Origin of the sequence: Micromonospora sp. NPDC050795, from assembly GCF_044456785.1 — a bacterium.
In the GTDB taxonomy this organism is placed as follows: Bacteria; Actinomycetota; Actinomycetes; order Mycobacteriales; family Micromonosporaceae; genus Micromonospora.
The window spans coordinates 1-18,529 of record NZ_JBITGE010000025.1 but is presented as its reverse complement, the minus strand read 5'-3'; the positions used below and the strand labels follow the sequence as shown (position 1 = coordinate 18,529).

Here is an 18,529-nt window from a genome sequence, read left to right as displayed (position 1 = left end):
ACGTAAGGGGGCATTGCGCGCATCTCGACGACCGGAACTGCAAGATCGGCGCGGGCGGGGCGTGTGCACCGACGCGCGAGGTCGACGGCGGCTGCACCGGGCCCGCTTCGGGCCCGGTGCAACCGCGCTGCGGTCAGTGCCGGGCGGCGCCGTTCTCGCTGACCGGCTGCCCGAAGGCCAGGAACGGCACGGGCGTCGGTGCGTCGGTGCCGATGTGCCGAGGGAAGGTCCGGTCGGCGTCGTCGGCGCTGACCTCCCGGGCCGCTGTACGTTCGGACGTCGTCGACTCCTCCGCGACCGCCGCAGCGCCAGCATGCGCGTCGTCTGCCTGCTCCGCCGGTGCCCGGTCGCCGTTCGCGTGCTCGGCCGGGGTCTGGTCGCCACTGGTCTGTTCCACCGGGGCCAGGTCGGCGTAGCCGTTCTCGGCCGAGCCCCGATCGGCAGGTGCGGCGTTGAGCGGGGCGCGGTCGGCGGTGGCGTGGTCGGTGTCCGCGTCGTCAACGGTCGGGCGCTCCGCGGAGTACCGGTCGACGCGGTTGACGGTGAGCCGCTCGACGCGCTCCGGGGCGGGTCGGTCGGCGCTGGAGCGGGAGCCCACCATCGGGTACTCAGCGGTCTCCGTACCGCCGGCTGCCGCGGCCATGACCGCGGCGGCGGCGAGGTCGGCCACCCGCTTCGCCTCCCGCTGTACGCGGGCGCGGACCTCCTTGGCGTGCCGCTCGGCGGAGTCGCCGGCTCGCCGGGCCTCGTCCAAGCGGGCACTTTCGGCGGTCAGGTCCCGACGGACCTCGTTAAGTCGCTGCTGCATCCGGGACAGCTCGTTCTCCAGCGTCTCGCCCTCCTGGCGGATCTCGGCGAGTTGCTGGCGGCCGGTGTCCAGCTCGGCGTTCAGGTCGTCGGACTCCTGCCGGCGCTCCGCAAGCTCCTTCTGCAGGGCGGCGAGCTGCTGCTGATGGCTGGCGGCCTGCTCGTCGGCGCGGTTGCGCAGCTCGGTCACGTGCTGCTGCGCCTCGGCGAGCAGCGCGGCGATCTGCTGCTCGGTCGCGCTGCGCTGCTCGGCGAGCTCCTGCTCGGCGGCGGCCTGCTGTTCGGCGAGCTCCTGCTCGGCGGCGGTACGCCGCTCGTTGACCTCTCGCTCCACGCTGGCCTGCCACTGGGCCATCTCCTGCTGGTGCTTGGAGCGGGTCGACTGGAGTTCCTGCTGGATCTGGGTACGGGCCGACTTCATCAGCGCGTCGGCGGCCACCCGGGTCTGGTTGAGCTGCTGTGCACTCTGCTCGGTGATCCGCTTGGCCTCGTGCTGGGCGCGCTCGTGCGCGGCTTCACCGTCGGCCCGCAACTGCTCGGCGTGCTCGCGGATCGCTGTCAGTTCCGCCTCGGCCAGGGTGCGCCGCTCCTCGTGCGCCTGCTCCTGCTCGGCCCGCCGGGCGGCCAGTTCCTCGGCCAGATCCTGGCGTGCCTGCGCGGCCCGCTCACGGGTGTCGGCGAGGATCCGTTCGGACTCGCTGCGCAGCTCGTTGGCCCGGTCGGTGGCCGACTCGGTGATGATGCCAGCCTGCTTCTCGGCGAGCGCCATGATCTCGCCGACCATCGGGCCCAGATCGTGGAACGAAGCGCGGTCCACCTGCACGGGTTGCTCCTGAAGCTCGGCCAGTTCGGCGCGCAGCCGCTGCACCTCGGCGGTCAGTTCACGGACGCGGACGGCGGAGCGCCCGTGCTCTCCGCTCAGCATCGTGATCTGGCCGTCGAGCTGCTCCAGGTGCCGGTCCACCTGGCGTTTGTCGTATCCGCGAAGGGCGAGCTCGAAGCTCGGCCGGGAGGCCGCATCGTCGCGTGCTGCGTGCGGCTCAGCGCCGATGGACATGCACCATCCTCCGTACGATCGGGGCGTCAGGGTCGGCGGTCGCCTGCCCCACGGGCCGTCAGTGTGGCGCAACGCTACCGCTGACCGGACCACATGCGAAGTCCTGCCCCACCACCTCTCACGTTGCCGTCCCGCGTTGCCCCGTTCCCGCGCCGACCATGGACTCGTGCTGCCGGAAAGGTGGTGCTCCACCACCCTTTGTCATCCCGCATCACTCCATGGTCGACGCAGGTCGACGTGGTGACCGCACGGCGACGCCCGCGGGGTCAGCGTCGGCGGGCGACCAGGACCGCGTCGTGGAGGGTGATGTCCTCACCGTTCTGGTTGGTGGCGAGGCGGGAGCGTTCCTCGGCCGCCAGCACCTCCCAGTGGGCGGGTTCCAGATCGGCGGCCACGTCCTGCGCGGTGTACATCATGTCCGGCATGTGCATCCGGTGCGCCGACCCCCACAGGTCCGAGGGGTGGTGCCCGACGATCAGCAGGACCCCGCCGGGTGCCACCGCGGCGGCCAGCCGGCCGAACAACTCCCGCCGCTCGTCCGGCGGCAGGTGCATGAACTGCGCGGACACCAGGTCGTACGTCTCCTCGGTGGGCGGCTTGTCCCGTAGGTCGGCGTGGGTGAACTCGATCCGGTCGCGCACACCCGCGGTCTCGGCGTGCGCGGCGGCCCGGCTCAACGCCGTGGTGGAGATGTCCACCGCCGTCACCTGCCAGCCGCGTCCGGCCAACCACACCGCGTCGGCACCCTCGCCGCTGCCCACGTCCAGGGCGCGCCCCGGGGCCAGGTCGGTGACCTCGGCGACCAGTTGCGGGTTCGGCCGGCCACTCCAGACCGAGGGGCGGGACTGGTAGCGCTCCTCCCACGCCGGTTCCTCGAACGTCGTGGCCACCAACTGCCGGTACGCGGCCACCGCGTCGCGGGTCTCCTCGGCGATGAGGTCGGCGTTGATCGCCGCCGCGGCGTTCAGGCCGGCCCCGGCGGACGTGATCACCTGACCGCGAATGTCGGCCACGTTGCCCGCCACCCAGACGCCCGGGACAGTCGTCGCGCCGGTGGCGTCGGCCGGGATCTGGGCGCCGACGACGTGCTCGCCCATCGTCACCTCCTCCGGGGCCAGACCCAAACCCACCATCACATCGGAGCGGGGAGTCAGCCGCGTCGCCACGACGATCGCGTCGAGCGCCACCACTCGGCCGTCGGCGAGCCGTACTCCGGTCAGCGCGTCGTCGGTCACCTCCACGGCGGCGACCGGGCCGGGCACCACCGCGATGCTGCGGGCGGCGAGCCGCTCGGCGGTCTCCGCGTCCGGCGCCGGGGCGTCGTGCAGCAGGAGCAGCACGCTGGGGCTCCACTGTCGCCACATCTCGGCCTGGTGCACGCCCAGCGGCCCGGTTGCCAGGACGCCGATCCGCCGGTCCCGAACCTCCCAACCGTGGCAGTACGGGCAGTGCAGCACGTCGCGACCCCATCGTTGGGCGAGGCCGGGCACGTCGGGCAGTTCGTCGGTCAGACCGGTGGTCACCAGCAGCCGGCGGGCGCGTACCGAATCACCGCCGTCCAGGCTCAGGCGGAACCCGTCGTCGTCCCGGGTCGCGGCCTGCACCCGTCCGGTGCGGAACTGCCCGCCGTACCCGGACACCTCGGCCCGTCCGATGGCGAGCAGCTCGCCCGGCGGCGTCCCCTCCCGGCCCAGGTAGTTGTGCACCCGGTCGGCCGGCGCGTTGCGCGGCTCACCGGAGTCGATCACCAGTACCGACCGTCGGGCCCGGCTCAGCGCCAGGGCTCCGCTGAGCCCTGCGGCGCCGCCGCCCACCACCACCACGTCGTATGTCTCGTCCACCGGTATCTCCCTCTTGCTCTGTCGGCTGCGCCCACCATCCGTCGCCGTCGGCAAAGTGGCAACTATCCTTGCCGTTATGGCAAACGAGGACAACGCCGCGCTGGCGGCCGTCGGCCCCCGGCTGCGTGCCCTGCGTCACCAACGTGGGACCACGCTGACTCAGCTCGCCGACCTGACCGGCATCTCGGTGAGCACCCTGTCCCGGCTGGAGTCCGGGAGCCGCCGCCCCACCCTGGAGTTACTGCTCCCGCTGGCGAGGGCCTACCAGGTGGCGCTGGACGAACTGGTCGACGCCCCCGCCACCGGCGACCCCCGGGTACGCCCCAAACCGATCGTCATCCACGGCGTGACGTACCTGCCGCTGACCCGCCGGCCGGGCGGCGTCCAGGCGTTCAAGCAGATCTTCCCGCCCGACCCGTCCGCCGGGGGCCGAATCCCGCAGGCCCACGAGGGGTACGAGTGGCTCTACGTGCTCTCCGGCCGGCTACGCCTGCTGCTCGGTGATCGTGATCTGACGCTGACCCCGGGGGAGGTGGCCGAGTTCGACACCCGCGTCCCGCACCTGTTCTTCAACCCCGGCCCCGGCACCGCCGAAGCCCTCAGTCTTTTCGGCCCGCAGGGGGAGCGGTTGCACGTCCGCGCCCGCCCGGCCACGCCCGACAAGCAGCAGTAGTCGAGCCCGACCCCGTTGGCAGTGGAGCGTCCAGCCGCTGCTCAGCCCCACCGTCGCAGAATTGTTGGTTTGTCGAGCTTTCCGACGGGGGTGTGCGGAAGCTCGTCGACCACCCGTACCCGGTCAGCCACACCGTGCTCGCGCAGGAGGCGGCGCGCCGCAGTGGCGACGTCGGACGCCGGGGCTCCGTCTGCCGGTGTCACCACCACCAGCGGAGCCGCCCCGTCATCCGCCGCCGTCGACGGCACGACCGCCGCCTCCCGCACCGCCGCGTCGGCTTCCAACGCGCCTTCGAGCTGAGGTGCGAAGATCAGTCGTCCCGACGTGGTGGCCAGGACGTCGGCGACCCGGCCCAGGACGCGGTACTCGCCGGATTCCGTCCGCTCGCCCACGTCGCCGGTCCGGTACCAGCCGCCCCGGAAGGCACGTGCCGTCTCGACCGGGTTGCCCTCGTATCCGATGCTGGTGTGCGGCGAACGGGCCAGGATCTCACCGAGCGCCGGCGTCTGCGCCGAGAGCGGTTCCAGCGCCACCTCGACCGCTGGCAGCGGATACATGCCGCGGGACTCCTGCGCGACGTCGTCCATGTTGCCCAGGACGATGCCGAACTCGGTGGACCCGTAGATGCGGCGGATCCGGATCCCGAGTTGTCGGCGGGCCTGCGTGATCACCTCCTGGCTGAGATAGGCCCCGCCGCAGAGCGGGAGCCGCAGCGACGGCAGAGTAGTCGAGCTGTTGTCGGCAAGCAGCTGATAGTGGCGTGGCAAGGCGCTGAAGATCGTCGTGCCCGATTCGGCGAGAGCGCTCAGGAGCCGGTCCGGCGGCGCGGCAGGGTCGGAGAGCACGAGCCGGGCGCCGGCCAGGAGCGCCGGAAACATGTGCACGTCGACACCATGGGCCACATCCAACGGGTGCATGGTCAGGAAGACGTCCTCAGCGGTCACCTTGAGATAGGACAGCCACTGCCGCCGGTCGGCCAGCAGGTCTTCCTGACGCCAGGCGACGAGCTTGGGGACCCCGGTGGATCCGGTGGTCTCCAGCAGCCGGAAGACGCCGGCCCGAGTCCCGACCGGCAGCGCCTCGACGGCGCGCGGGGCGGGCTCGGCGAGGAGCGTGTTGACGGCGAGGGTGTCGACCGGGGTCTCGGACAGGTCGTCATGCTGCTCGTGGATCAGGAATCGGACCGGGACCTGGGCCAGCGACCAGCGGAGCCGATCCCGGTTCGACTGCACACTGATCGGCAGGTGCACCGCGCCGAGCCGAGCCAGGGCGAGAATGGTCGCGACGTACGCGGGGCCGTTGTGCAGACGGGTGGCGACGTGGTGACCGGGCTGTACCCCGACGCCGAGCAGGCCGACGGACGCCCGGTCGACGAGGTCGCTCAGCTGGGCGTACGTGAGCTCCTCGCCGTCGGCTGCCTGCACGGCCACCCCGTCCGGGTGGGTCCGAACCACCTCCTGGAACGCCTCATGCAGCATGCAGATCATCCCGGCGTGCCGTGTTCAGAGTGACCTGTCCGCGCAGGAGCAGCCGCACCCCGTCGGCACCGATCGCGGTGCGCCCGTGCAGGGTGCGCTGGTTGTCGATCACGAGAAGGTCGCCCACCTGCCAGCGGTGCTGGTAGAGGAATCGGGGGCGGTGCAGGAAGTCGCCGAGCTGGGTGAAGAAGGTGTCGGTGGTGGTCTGGTCGCCACCTTTGACCCGTACCTGCCAGCCGTGGTTGGCGCCGGCGGGGAACGGCAACGTCAGGTTCAGCGAGCGAACCCGACCGTAGTCGCGGACGGTGGGGATCTCGTACCAGTCGTCAGGGACCGTCGGGAAGTAACCCCGGTCCTGGACCAGATACTCCAGCCCTACGGTCTCGATCGTCTGCCGCAGGTCGTCCGGCATCTCGGCCCATGCCGCCAACTGGTCACAGACCGTCGTCTCGCCGGATCCAGGCGCGTCGCGGAACTCGCTGGCGTAGAGGACGATCAGATCCGTCTGCTCTCCTACCAGGATGCCGTCGGTGTGCAGCGGGAGTGGGCCGCGCCCGGTGACCACTTTCCCCTCGTCTGCTGAGGCGTTCAACTTGAGCAGGTCGGCCTGGCCCTCGCCGAACTTGTGCTCAACGGTGTCGCCGAGCTCGTGCACCAGGCGTTGAAAGGCAGGTTCGTCGAGATCGAGCCCTCGTACGAGGGCCGCACCGGTCCGGGTCGCGGCACTGCGGCAGGCGCTCGCCAGATTGTTCGTGGGGGTGGGGTCGAGTACCAGCCCGAGACCTGACGGGGTGAGGCTCAAGGTCATCTCCTGAGGTGTGGCGTTGGGATGGGTGACGCGGCCGCGGTGAGCGGGCTTCGGGGTGGTCAGCGCCGGGCGTCGGCGATGCCGCGCTCGTACACCTGAAGTGGGTCCCAGTCGTCGATCGAGCCTTCCCGCGCCAGGTTCACCAGTTCGCGGAAACAGGCAAGGTAGATCGCGGACCGGTGGACGCCGGGGGCATCCGCCTCGAGTCGCTTCACGACTCCTCGCTGCAGACCGCCGCCGTGATGAACGGCGATCTTGCGACGCCAGGCGATGTCGTGCGACACCCGTCGGCTCATGGCCTGACGAAGGTGGAACTTCTCCCTCCCGTCGCGCACCTTGCAGTCCGGCGCCGTGTCCAGGGCGATCTGGATCACCGGCCACGCCCAGAACGGGTGGTGGACTTCCCGGCCGTACGCCAACGGCAGCCGGCTGGACAACTCGTTGGTGAACCGGGTCTGGTGTATGGCCGCGATCGTCTGATCGATCAGCTCCTCCGGCGCGCTGAACGGACGGTAGATGCCGGCGTTGATGAGGTCGCTCCCATATCCGGTCAACAGCACCTCGTCGCGCGGGATCTCGGTCCCGTCGTAGAGCGCCGTCGCGGTCAGCGCGACCTCCACCACCTCGGGCTCCGTGACACCCAGCCCTCGGATGGCCTGCGGGACAGCAGCCAGGATGCGTTCCTCGGACAGCTCGACCCGGCGCACGGAGAGACCCAGGTGATCGCTCAGCTCCGTGGCGTCGTCGAACTCGTCACCCCAGGGAGTGCCGGCGCTGTACGGCGTCAGGGCGAGCCCCTCCGAGGCGGCGAGCAGGGTGACAGTGCCGGAGTCGATGCCGCCGGACAGGAGGGTCGCGAACCGGTCGAGCGGTCGGTCTCGGGCTACCGACCGGATCTGCTCCTGCAGGGCACTGACCTGGTCCTCTCCGGCTTGCAGCGCGTCGGTACGCCCAGGACGACGCAGATGCCGCAGGGGATCGTCGGCCAGTGTGGTGCGTAGGGTCCATCCGTCGCGCAGCCGCCTGCCCTCCTGCACCGTGCCGAACGGTATCCGGCTGACGTGCAGCAGTGCGGTCTCATCGCTGCGCGGTTGAGGTCCCTCCGGGCGGACCTCGACGGGCAGACCGAGCGCGGGCAGGATCAGCGGGGCCAGGAACAGGTCGGTGAAGTAGGCGAGCTTGCCCTGAGACCGGTTGAACGCCAGGTAGATGGCATCCTCGTTCAGTGCTGTGGTCCGCACGACGACGCGGTCCTCGTCGACGAGGATCCGCGCCCTGTCGGACTCGGCCGTGGCGGGTGTGGCGCCGCCGTCCGCGGTCCGGACCGACATCGTCCGCACGTCGATCTCCAACGGCGTGGTGCGTGGGCTGTCACCCGCCAACCCGCTGGTGTGAACTCTCAGGTCACCGACGTGGACAGCGGGACTTATCCGTTCCAGAGGGGTCAGATCGCAGTTTCCGACCGCCGCCCACCTGCTGGCCGCCATGATGGTGTTCCTTCCGCGTCGATGGTCTGCGACGTCACCGACCGCTGTCGATGACCTGTCGCATGTTGCGCTGCGCCTCACCGGCGGCGAATGCCGCGCGGTGCGCCTGCTTGCCGATGACTCGAAGCTGTTCGAGCCCGTCGATGAATCCCCTGTTGAGGTACGGTTTGGTGCTCCGGAAACCGGCCGTCGGGTAGGCCGCGAAGGACCGGGCCCGCTGCACGGCGACGGACAACAGCCGATCCACCGGGACCACGTCGTGGAGTAGCCTGTCCTGCAGGCTCCGCTCGGCCGACCAGTCCCCACTGGACATCAGCATCTGCTGCATGACGCTGCGGCCCACGGACCGCTCGAGCATGTATCCACCGAAGGTGCAGGCGATGCCCACCTGGAACTCCGGCATCTTCAGCACGCACCGGTCGCTGCCCACCCGGTAGTCCGCGGTGAGCGCGATCTGCAGGCCGATACCGATCGCGAAGCCGTCGATCGCCACCACCAGTGGGCGGTTGAGCTGTAGACAGGCGACGTACAGGTCGGTGATGTGATCGATCCACTCATCAACCTCGTCGCCGCCTCGGAACGTCGACGTCTCGTGGAAGTCGCCCCCCACCCCGAAGGACCTGTCGACGCCGCTGAACAGCACGACCGCACGGACGTCCGGGGCGTCGAGCTCGCGAACCGTCTCGGTCAGCGCCCGCATCCGGGGCATCGACCACATGTTGTGCCGGTGGCCCTCGGAGAACTCCACCACGGCCACGCCCTCGGAGACGTCGAGGCTGAAATAGGTCTGCGTGCTCAATTCCGCTGACATTCGCTTCCGCTCTTCCGACTGGTTGGTGTCGCTCCCGGCGTATCGGTGCCGCAAGACCGGCCGGGCAGCTCAAGACACGCCGGCGTACGGCGAAGAGCGGCGGGATCGTCAAGCACGGTACGACAGGAGCGCGGCTGGTGGCAATGGGGTGCCATTGCTACGCCGACCTTGCTCAGATAACCCTCATTTTGTGCATCATCGCGCTCAATGTCAATAGCCGCAATTTCGCAGCCTTGTTGTTCGTTCAAAGCCGGCCCTGCTGGCGATCGGCGCATGTTTCGGGTCAATTTCTACTCACTGTCGGCGGTGCTGTCCCCACCGCATCGAGAATCGCTCCCAGATGGCGAGAAGGGGCACCCGGCCCGACGTCCCCTGACATAGTGTGGTCGCACGTGGACGTTCAGTGCGGGCTAGGGCAAGGGCATATCAGCAGGTCAGGGGTGTAAACGACACGCGGGGTGTTTGAAATCAGACAAAGAGTGATCAGTTCGACTGAAGTGCTGCTTTCGTCGGCACCATTGCCCGCACCGGTCCCCGCTCGGTCCCGGGGTGTTGGTCGACTGCATGGAGGGTTGGCCCGCCAGATGTCGGGGTTGTGACAAACGGAAACAGGCGTTCGCCATAACGCCACGAGCATACGACGCGACCTCCTCCCGAGATTCGGGGCATTTCCCGTTCACCTTTGTGGTCGACCTGTGGTGATCGCTGCCCCAATCCGCACTGCCCGGTGAGCCGGTTGCACCGCCTCAACAGAAAACAATTGTTCGATAATTCTGCGCTCAATTGGCCGCAGGATGGATGACGCCTGCGCAAAAACAGAAGCCATGGCGTTGCGACATGAGGTCCCGACGGGCCCGGAAAGGCGTGTCCGATGACCCAGAAGCTCTGGGGCGGTCGCTTCGAGGAAGACATCACACCCGAGGTACTCGACTACACGCTCACCGTTGACATCGACGTCCGGCTGATCCCACACGACCTGTGGCAGAACATCGCGCACGTGCTGCTGCTGGCTCGTCAGGGCATCGTCGCGCAGGATGCGGCGCGATCCATCGTCGCGACGTTGGTCAAGCTGGACCAGCAACATCGAGACGGCGCGCTCACGCTGCGAGCCGAGTACGAGGACGTCCACCTCAACGTCGAGCAGATGGTCATCGAGGAGCTGGGGCTGGACGTCGGTGGCCGGATGCACACGGCCCGGTCCCGCAACGATCAGGTGTCCACCGATGCCCGGATGTACCTCCGCGACGTCCTTCTCGAGGCGATCGACGCCAACCTCGACCTGATCGACCGGCTGACGCAGCTCACCGATCAGGATTTCCGCACGGTGCTGCCGGGGTACACCCACAGCCAGGCCGCCCAGCCGATCAGCGTCGCCTTCTGGCGGACGGCACACGCCAGCGCGCTGCTGCGTGATGTACGCCGTCTGCGGGACGCCTTCGGTCGGGTCAACGAGTCACCGCTCGGGGCCTGCGCGCTCGCCGGCACCTCCTTCCCGCTCGACCGCGACGCGACCGCACAGCTCCTGGGCTTCGACCGGGTGCTCAGCCACGCCCTGGACGCCACCAGCGCCCGCGACCACATGATCGAAGCGGCTGCGGCCTTCGCCCTCGGCAGCAACAACCTGTCACGCATGGCGGAGGAGATCGTCATGTGGAGCGGTCACGAGTACCGGCTCTGCGAGGTGGGGGACGCCTTCACCACGGGCAGTTCCATCATGCCGCAGAAGAAGAACCCGGTGGTCGCCGAGCTGGCACGCGGACGGTCCGGCCGGGCCACCGGAGTGCTGGTGCAACTGCTGACAGCGGTCAAGGGTGTGACGCTCGGGTACAGCTGCGACCTGCAGGAGGACAAGCCGTTCCTGTGGCAGAGCATCGACTCGTACCTGTCCACCCTTCGCGTGGTGGAGAGCCAGACCCGTACGCTTCGCTTCGACCCGCAGCGCGGCGAGGACCTGTGCTGGGACAACTTCTCGACCGCCACCGAGCTGGCCAACTATCTCGTGTCTACGGCCGGGGTGTCGTTCCGCCAGTCGCATCACATCGTCGGCAAGGTGGTCGGTCAGCTGATCAGCCGGCAGGCGACGCTGCGCGACCTCGAACTGGTGTCGTCGATGCTGGCCGACGAGGGCCATCCGGTCGCCGTGGACGTGCTCCGTGAGCTGCTCGCGCCACTGAACGCCATGAACGGCTACACCAGTGGTGGTGGCACCTCCACCGCCAGCGTGATGGACGTCGCTGCGGAGCTGCGCACCAGCTCCACCGCACACCGCAGCTGGAGCCGTACCCGTCGCGAGGGCCTGGCCGCGGCCCGCGCCGGCACGCTGCGCGGTGCCGACGACGTGGCGGGCGGCGCCCCGATCGACAAGACACTCGCCGCCGTCCTCGACGAACTCGCGCACGACCACCCTGAAAGGGAGCAGTCATGAAGATCGTTCTCGCCTACTCCGGTGGCCTGGACACCTCGGTGGCGCTGCACTGGCTGCGCGACCGGTACGACGCCGAGGTGATCGCCTTCTGTGCCGACATCGGGCAGCTCGAATCCGTACCGGACGTGCGCGAGCGCGCCCTGCGGACCGGCGCGTCCGAGGTGCGGGCGGAGCCACTGACCGATCGGTTCCTGACCGACTTCGCGTTGCCCGCCCTCCAGGCACACGCCCGGTACGAGAACAAGTACCTGCTGGCCGCGCCGCTGTCCCGACCCCTGATCGCACAGCGGATGGTCGAGATCGCGCACGCCGTCGGCGCGGACGCGGTAGCGCACGGCGCCACGGGCAAGGGCAACGACCAGGTCCGCTTCTTCACCAGTGTGGCGGCGCTCGACCCGTCGCTGAAGGTGCTGGCACCGGTGATCGACTGGGAGTTGAAGACCCGCGAGGACGAGCTGGCCTACGCCGACAAGCACGGCATCCCGGTGCCTGTCGGTAAGGAGAAGCCCTACAGCATCGACACGAACGTCTGGGGGACCAGTATCGAGTGTGGCGACCTCGACGACGTCGCCCAGCCGCCGCCGGCCGACGCGTGGCAGCTGACCGGTGATCCTCGCCAGGCCCCGGACGAGCCGACCCGCGTACGGATCGGCTTCACCGGGGGTGTTCCGGTGAGCCTCGACGGCGAGTCGCTGGGTCTGAGCACTCTGGTCGGCCGCCTCAACGCGCTCGCGGCGCCGCACGGCATCGGTCGGATCGACATCACCGAGAGCCGGATCGTCGGATTCAAGACCCGGGGCATCTACGAGGCGCCGGCGGCAACCGTACTGATGGCCGCGCACGCGGAGTTGGAGTCGCTGGTGCTGGACCGCGAAACACTGCACCACAAGCAGTCCATCGCCCTGCGATACGCCGAACTCGTCTACTACGGCTACTGGTTCAGCGATCTGCGTCGGGCCCTCGACGGATTCGTGGCGACCCTTCAGCCGGCGGTGACCGGCGAGATCGCCGTGGACATGTTCAAGGGGAACTGCACGGTGGTCAGTCGGTCCTCGCCGAACTCCCGCTACAGCCGGGCGATGGCCACCTACGAAGCCGGCGACCAGTTCGATCACCAGGCGGGTGCCGGCTTCGCCTACGTGTGGTCACTGCCGCTGACCGCCGGTCACCGGGCCTGAGAAGCAGAGAGGAGCGACACCCGTGCGAGTAGTGTTCATGGGCTACCAGACGTGGGGGCATCGAGTGCTGCAGGCGCTGATGGACTCCCGCCATGAGGTGGTGCAGGTCATCACCCATCCCGACAGCGGGCACGAGTACGAAACCATCTGGAACAACTCGGTGGTCGACCTGGCCGAGAAGCACGACCTGCCGATCCTGGTCCGTCAGTACGCCAATGACGACGAGGTCGCCGCACGGCTGCGGGAGCTGGCCCCGGACATCATCGTGTCATCGGACTGGCGGACCTGGCTGGCGCCGGCCGTGTACCGCCTGGCGCGGCACGGGGCGATCAACGTCCACGACGCCCTGCTGCCTCGTTACGGCGGCTTCGCCCCACTCAACTGGGCGATGATCAACGGTGAACGCGAGGTCGGGGTCACCGTGCACTTCATGAACGATGATTTCGACCTCGGCGAGATCGTGTTGCAGCGTCGGGTCGAGGTGAGCGACAAGGACACTGTGACGAACCTGTTCGAGCGCACCATCGAGATTTTCCCGGAGATCACCCTGTCGGCGCTGGACCTCATCGAGAGCGGCACCGGGCAGTGGATCAGCCAGGACCCGGCCCAGGCGACGTTCTTCCACAAGCGATCGGTGGAGGACAGCCGAATCCACTGGACGTGGCCGGCCGACCGGTTGGCCAATCTGATCCGGGCGCAGAGCGATCCCTACCCGAACGCCTTTGCCTACCACAACGGTGTCCGGCTGCGAGTGACGGCAGCGGCTGTGTCGTCCAAGCGCTACGGAGGGACGCCGGGCCGGATCTTCTGCCCAGAGGGAGACGGCGTGGTCGTGGTGTGCGGGCCGGATGCCCACACCGGACGTGAGCAGGGGTTGAGAATCCTGCAGGTGCGCACGGACGATGGCACGGAGCTGCCGGCGCGTGCCTACTTCACGTCCATGGGGGGCTATCTGACATCTCACTGATCCGGCCACCGACAACCCAAGGCGGAACATGTTCAGCATTCTGATGTCGCTGGCTTCGGCAACGGTTCTGGGAGCCGCCGACTTCGTCGGTGGCTTCGCCACCAAGCGCGCCGCGGCGGTGACCGTCGTGCTCTGGTCGAACATGGCAGGGCTGGCGACCGCCGTGGTGTTCGTCGGGACCGTTGGCGGCGGCAACATCCGGGCGGCCGATGCCGGCTGGGGGGCACTGGCCGGGTTGGCCGGCAGCGTCGGTGCCATGCTGCTCTATCACGCCCTCGCCCACGGAGTGATGAGCGTGGTCGCTCCGACCACCGCCGCCATGGCCGCGATCCTGCCCGTCCTCGTCGGCCTGGCCGGTGGCGACACCGTGTCGGTGATCGGGGCGGCCGGCCTGGCCTGCGGCCTGATCGCCATTCCCTGCGTCTCGGTCACCTCGGGCGGCGACCGGCCGGGTCGACAATCGCACCTGCGGACTGTGGCTGGTGCGTTGGCGGCCGGTGCCGGCTTCGGCCTGTTCTTCGTGCTGCTGTCCCGTACCGGGGACGGGTCGGGGCTGTGGCCACTGGTGGCCGCCAGATGCGCCTCGTTGACACTGCTGGTGCTCGCCTGGCCGATTGGTCGTTGGCCGATCAGAGCTCCCCGTAACACGGTGCTGCTGGCCCTGCTCTCCGGTGGCCTGGACATGCTGTCGAGCGTGCTGTATCTGCTGGCGGTCCGTGAGGGCTACCTGTCCGTGGTGGGCCTGCTGGCATCGCTCTACCCGGTCAGCACGCTCCTGCTCGCGCGGGTCGTGTTGCGCGAACGCGCCACCCGGGTGCAGTGGGCAGGTGTCGTCCTGGCGCTGGTCGGGGTGTTCCTGCTGGCGTCCCGCTGACCCGCGCGGCTCGGCCACGACCATTCGGGCGGTACCTCGTCGGGTACCGCCCGGATGCATCGTCGCTCAGGTGGTGTAGTCAGCGTTGATCCGGATGTATCCGTCAGTGAGGTCGCACCCGTACACGGTGAAAGCGCCGGCGCTGATCCCCAGGTCGACCTCGATCACGACGTCGTCGCCTTCGAGGTGGCGCCGCAGCCGAACCAGGGTCTCCTCAGTGGCCTGCGCCGGATAGACCTCGATACCGCCGAAACCGATCCGTACCCGTTGCTGGTCGATGTCCTCGTCGTCCTCGCACTTGCCGATCGCCATGGCTACCCGGCCCCAGTTCGGGTCCGCGCCGTGCACGGCTGTCTTGACCAGAGGCGAGTTGACGATGGCCTTGCCCACCCGCTTGGCCTGCTCGCCGTCGCGCGCACCATTGACCCGGACCTCAATGAGCTTGCTGGCACCCTCACCGTCACGGGCGACCATCCGCACCAGGTCCAGTGCGACGGAATACAACGCCTGCTCGAACTCGTCGAGGGCGACCGGCCCGGCCAGGCCGTTGGCGAAAATGGCCGCGGTGTCGCTGGTGGAGGTGTCGGTGTCAATGCTGACCGCGTTGAACGTGCGAGCGATGACCGACCGGAACACCCGGTCCAGGTCGGCCGGCTCGATGCGGGCGTCCGTGCAGAAGAACGTCAACAGGGTCGCCATGTTCGGTTCGATCATGCCGACGCCCTTCGCGACGCCGACGATGCTCGCCGCTCCGCAGCTGACCCGCACCACCTTGGGCGTGGTGTCGGTGGTCATGATCGCCCGCGCGACCCGGTCGAAATCGGCAGGCGGAAAGGGCCACCGAAGCTCGGCCAGGCGCTGTCGGACCCTCGGCATCGGATACTGCTTCCCGATCACCCCGGTCGACGCGATGAGCAGATCGTCGTCGTCCAACCCGACGGCGCGAGCCACTGTGGACCGCACCTCACGGGCGTTCTCCAGCCCTTCTTTGCCGGTGGCCACGTTCGCGTTTCGGGAGAGCACCACGACACCGCGGGCAGACGACGTCGACGCCGCCGAACGGCTGAGCACGACGCTGGGGCCGGCGAACCGGGAGCGGGTGAACACCGCCGCGCTGACCGCAGGCACCTCGGAGACCAGGGCGGTGAAATCGTCCTCGTCGTCCTTGAGCCCGGCGTTCGCGACCACCGCGCGGAACCCCTGCGGAACGATCATGTGCTGCTCCATCCTTCTCATCTCGGCCCGGCCCCGGCCCCCGAACGCAACAGACACCCCTCGTGACCCACCGTATCAATGGGCTGTCTGTCCGTCGGGGTCGCCGTGACCTCGGCAGAGGCCGGCGCGGAGCGTACCGACGCTGGTGGTTCCGATCCGGGGCTGGTCGGCTGGTCGGCACGCCCGGACCGTCGGTGCGACGATGACGCAATGACCGATTCGGAACCCCCGCGCCGGAACGACCGGATTGAGCACCGCGACATCGTCGTGCACGAAGTCCCGGGCTTCCGCCCGCTGACGTTGGACCTCGTCGTGCCGGTGACGGCACCCCGACCAGCCCCGGTCCTGGTGTGGATCCACGGCGGCGCGTGGCTGTTCGGCTCGCCCAAGCAGCCGCCGGACTGGCTGATGACTGTGGATCCGTTCACCGCCGCCATCCGGGCCGGTTTCGCTGTCGCCTCCGTGCAGTACCGGCTCAGCGGCGAGGCGCACTTCCCCGCCCAACTCGACGACGTCAAGGCGGCGGTGCGTTGGTTGCGCCGGCACGGCGGCACGGTGGGCGTGGACGGCGAGCGGATCGGGGTGTGGGGCGAGTCGGCCGGTGGTCACCTGGCCTCGATGGTCGCGCTGACGGGAGACGACCGGGACGACACCCGCGTTCGGGCAGCGGTCTGCTGGTACGCGCCGTCGAACCTGTTGACCATGCAGTCGCAGGCACACCCGTCCGGGACTATCGACCACGACGCGGCCGACTCACCCGAGTCACTTCTGGTCGGCGGCCCGTTGCCAGACAACCCGGGGCTGGGTCGGGCGGCAAGTCCGATCACCTACGTCACCGACCAGGCCCCACCGATGCTGCTGATCCACGGAGACCAGGACCTGGTCGTACCGGTGGGGCAGAGCGAGGAACTTGCCGCAGCACTGACCGCGGTGGGAGCCGAGGTTGAGTTGTCGGTGGTGCAGGGTGCCGACCACTGCTTCGGCGGGGTGCCGCTGGAGCCGCTGATCCGCGACACTCTGGCGTTCTTCACCAGGGTCCTGACCGCTTAATTACCTGAGCCGGAGGCTACGAATCGAATACTGCTTTCAGAACCGACCAGCAACGTATATCGGTTAGGCGCTCAGTCGTTCTTCTATTCGACGGATAGAAAGGCGAATCTTCCGACTAGAAGCCGATACGGTCGCGGACACCTCGGACTCCGCATCGCGCCAGCGCTGATCCCAGGTGGGCACCGGTCGGGGTGAAGATGTTCAGTCCCACCACATGCTTGAGAGATCCGTCCCAGCACATGCATTTCCGTCCCAGCACATGCATTCCAGCGGCCCAGTGTCGGCGCAGAATCTTCGCGGTCAGTCTCCGTTGAATAGGAGCTGCAGTTGGCCGGCCGGGGCGCGGCGGCCATCGCACCGCCGCGCCGTATGGCGACACACCGCCGGCCGTGGTGGGAATGCAGCGCGAAGGATGCGATGCTCCGACCTCAAGGGCGCCTCGCATCGCTGCGTGACGGCCGTGCGGGCCGCCCTTGACCCCGGAGCCTCTGCGACACCTCGGCCGGTGTTGCCGGCAGGCGGAGGCCTGCCTGGAGTACGCGCGCCGCATCCCCACCACGGCCTCGCCTAGCGGCTCGCCGTCAAAAGTGTCAAGCAGTCATTGACGCACCTAATTTGAGCAATTCACCTCGCGAACAGTGAACCCAACCTTAGATCAGTAAACTTCTGATCTGTTCTTTCAGTTGCCAGGTTCTGTGCGTACTGTTCTGGAAGATGCTTTTTGCCGGCATTCGCCCTAAGGCGACGCGGTTCAATAATGCGGCGGTGAGAAGTAGGTGTCCGCTATCAGCCAGAAGCGACACCTCGTATTCGTCCACCGCTCCTGGGTCGTGTTTCAACCTGTTGTACGCGCCCCAGAACTTTTGGGCCCAGCGGTGAGGGTCCCCGCACCATTCGGTGAAGCTAGAGCCGACGTAGCTCGCGATGGGCCAAGAAAAACCGCATCCGTGTCGGCGTTGCGAACAACGCAGTTTCGCCCACGCCCTTTGGCTCTGATTGACTTTGATCCAGTACTCCATCCCGGCTGCAATCTCCATCAGTCGGAGTGGGGCGGAGGGCTTGCCGAGGCGAAAGCGCTCAACGAGCGGTCGGATGGCTCGCGGATGGGTCTGGCAGAGGCGCACCCACCGACCTATACCAGCCATTCCTCCAATTTCGGCAAGATAAAAGTACGGCAGGTCCTTATCCTTCACCGCTTGGACTCCCGGTGGACGCACCATGAGGTGGTAATCCCACAACTCGGGCGTTGATTGTGGGGAACCAGCCTCCTTTAGATCAGGCACTGCTTGCCCTGCGCTAGCCAGTACATGGCCACCGTAAGCGAGCGAGATCAGGTCTTGCAGCCGGAGGAGTGGCTGACGGAGTTGGAAAAGAGGCTTAGCGAGACGGGATCGACACGTTATCGATATAGGTGCATGGATGGTCCTTTGATCTTCTGTTCCCCCCACTCGCCAATGTGCGGTTATTACCAGGTCTCGACCGGAACCCAGAGTGATAATCTGCTCCGGAAGCGTGTCGACTGTTAACGCAAATGATTTGAGGCGGGCACTCCCAGGGTGACGGCCCCAATCTTCGTCGATTGCCCTAATTCCAAACCATGAAGATATTCCGAAGCAATGCGCTGACATTGAACGCAGCTTCGCATTTATAATTTGCGTCACGTCTAAACCCGCGACGAGTGTTCGCGCCTTGTAGCGCGTTACCGACGCGGAGGAGCCACCGAAGCTGGTTGTTCTGCCGGTCCCGACTATGTCGAGCAGCATTAGCCCGTGTTTCATAAAGCTCGGAGGTACTGGTTGATGGCGGCGATGGTCAGGGTGGCTTCGTAGCGGACGGCCAGTTTGTCGTAGCGGGTGGC

The 18,529-nt window shown here is 68.0% G+C and carries 14 protein-coding genes; 6 read left to right on the top strand and 8 right to left on the bottom strand.

What is annotated here, in order from left to right; translation table 11 throughout:
* Window positions 1–133: 133 nt before the first annotated feature.
* Window positions 134–1,864 (bottom strand): hypothetical protein, encoded by a 1,731-nt coding sequence (locus ACIBEF_RS21640; RefSeq protein ID WP_396794992.1) that lies wholly within the window; start codon window positions 1,862–1,864, stop codon window positions 134–136.
* 266 nt (window positions 1,865–2,130) lie between these two features.
* On the bottom strand, window positions 2,131–3,705 hold the full coding sequence (locus ACIBEF_RS21635) for an FAD-dependent oxidoreductase (RefSeq protein ID WP_396794991.1): 1,575 nt from the start codon (window positions 3,703–3,705) through the stop codon (window positions 2,131–2,133).
* A gap of 76 nt (window positions 3,706–3,781) precedes the next feature.
* Between ACIBEF_RS21635 and ACIBEF_RS21630 the strand changes: the two genes are divergently transcribed.
* Window positions 3,782–4,378 carry a helix-turn-helix domain-containing protein gene (locus ACIBEF_RS21630; protein WP_396794990.1) on the top strand — a complete coding sequence of 199 codons (597 nt, stop codon included), beginning with the start codon at window positions 3,782–3,784 and terminating at the stop codon, window positions 4,376–4,378.
* A gap of 41 nt (window positions 4,379–4,419) precedes the next feature.
* Here ACIBEF_RS21630 and ACIBEF_RS21625 read toward each other — a convergent pair whose 3' ends face one another.
* From ACIBEF_RS21625 to ACIBEF_RS21610, 4 genes are all read right to left on the bottom strand, one after another.
* The gene (locus ACIBEF_RS21625; RefSeq protein ID WP_396794989.1) at window positions 4,420–5,856 is read right to left on the bottom strand and encodes a class I adenylate-forming enzyme family protein; all 1,437 of its coding nucleotides are present in this window, start codon (window positions 5,854–5,856) and stop codon (window positions 4,420–4,422) included.
* Window positions 5,846–6,664 (bottom strand): TauD/TfdA family dioxygenase, encoded by an 819-nt coding sequence (locus ACIBEF_RS21620; RefSeq protein ID WP_396794988.1) that lies wholly within the window; start codon window positions 6,662–6,664, stop codon window positions 5,846–5,848. Before ACIBEF_RS21620 ends, ACIBEF_RS21625 begins: the two co-directional genes overlap by 11 nt.
* 59 nt (window positions 6,665–6,723) lie before the next feature.
* On the bottom strand, window positions 6,724–7,995 hold the full coding sequence (locus tag ACIBEF_RS21615) for an asparagine synthase C-terminal domain-containing protein (protein ID WP_396794987.1): 1,272 nt from the start codon (window positions 7,993–7,995) through the stop codon (window positions 6,724–6,726).
* A 190-nt stretch (window positions 7,996–8,185) separates the two neighbouring features.
* Complete coding sequence (locus tag ACIBEF_RS21610) at window positions 8,186–8,962, bottom strand: enoyl-CoA hydratase/isomerase family protein (RefSeq protein ID WP_396794986.1); 777 nt, start codon at window positions 8,960–8,962, stop codon at window positions 8,186–8,188.
* Window positions 8,963–9,833: 871 nt separating this feature from the next.
* Between ACIBEF_RS21610 and argH the strand changes: the two genes are divergently transcribed.
* The 4 genes from argH to ACIBEF_RS21590 are packed head-to-tail and all read left to right on the top strand — an operon-like array spanning window position 9,834 to window position 14,406.
* Entirely contained in the window at window positions 9,834–11,387 is a 1,554-nt protein-coding gene (argH, locus tag ACIBEF_RS21605) for an argininosuccinate lyase (protein ID WP_396794985.1), read from the top strand.
* The gene (locus ACIBEF_RS21600) at window positions 11,384–12,565 is read left to right on the top strand and encodes an argininosuccinate synthase (RefSeq protein ID WP_396794984.1); all 1,182 of its coding nucleotides are present in this window, start codon (window positions 11,384–11,386) and stop codon (window positions 12,563–12,565) included. Before argH ends, ACIBEF_RS21600 begins: the two co-directional genes overlap by 4 nt.
* Before the next feature lie 22 nt (window positions 12,566–12,587).
* On the top strand, window positions 12,588–13,532 hold the full coding sequence (locus ACIBEF_RS21595) for a methionyl-tRNA formyltransferase (protein WP_396794983.1): 945 nt from the start codon (window positions 12,588–12,590) through the stop codon (window positions 13,530–13,532).
* A gap of 28 nt (window positions 13,533–13,560) precedes the next feature.
* Window positions 13,561–14,406, top strand: a complete 846-nt coding sequence (locus ACIBEF_RS21590; RefSeq protein WP_396794982.1) for an EamA family transporter — start codon at window positions 13,561–13,563, stop codon at window positions 14,404–14,406.
* A gap of 66 nt (window positions 14,407–14,472) precedes the next feature.
* Here the strand turns inward: ACIBEF_RS21590 and argJ are convergent, their stop codons facing one another.
* On the bottom strand, window positions 14,473–15,621 hold the full coding sequence (gene argJ / locus ACIBEF_RS21585) for a bifunctional glutamate N-acetyltransferase/amino-acid acetyltransferase ArgJ (protein WP_396794981.1): 1,149 nt from the start codon (window positions 15,619–15,621) through the stop codon (window positions 14,473–14,475).
* Window positions 15,622–15,831: 210 nt separating this feature from the next.
* Between argJ and ACIBEF_RS21580 the strand changes: the two genes are divergently transcribed.
* The gene (locus ACIBEF_RS21580) at window positions 15,832–16,671 is read left to right on the top strand and encodes an alpha/beta hydrolase fold domain-containing protein (RefSeq protein ID WP_396794980.1); all 840 of its coding nucleotides are present in this window, start codon (window positions 15,832–15,834) and stop codon (window positions 16,669–16,671) included.
* A 650-nt stretch (window positions 16,672–17,321) separates the two neighbouring features.
* Here ACIBEF_RS21580 and ACIBEF_RS21575 read toward each other — a convergent pair.
* Complete coding sequence (locus tag ACIBEF_RS21575; protein ID WP_396795065.1) at window positions 17,322–18,434, bottom strand: hypothetical protein; 1,113 nt, start codon at window positions 18,432–18,434, stop codon at window positions 17,322–17,324.
* Between the last annotated feature and the right edge of the window lie 95 nt (window positions 18,435–18,529).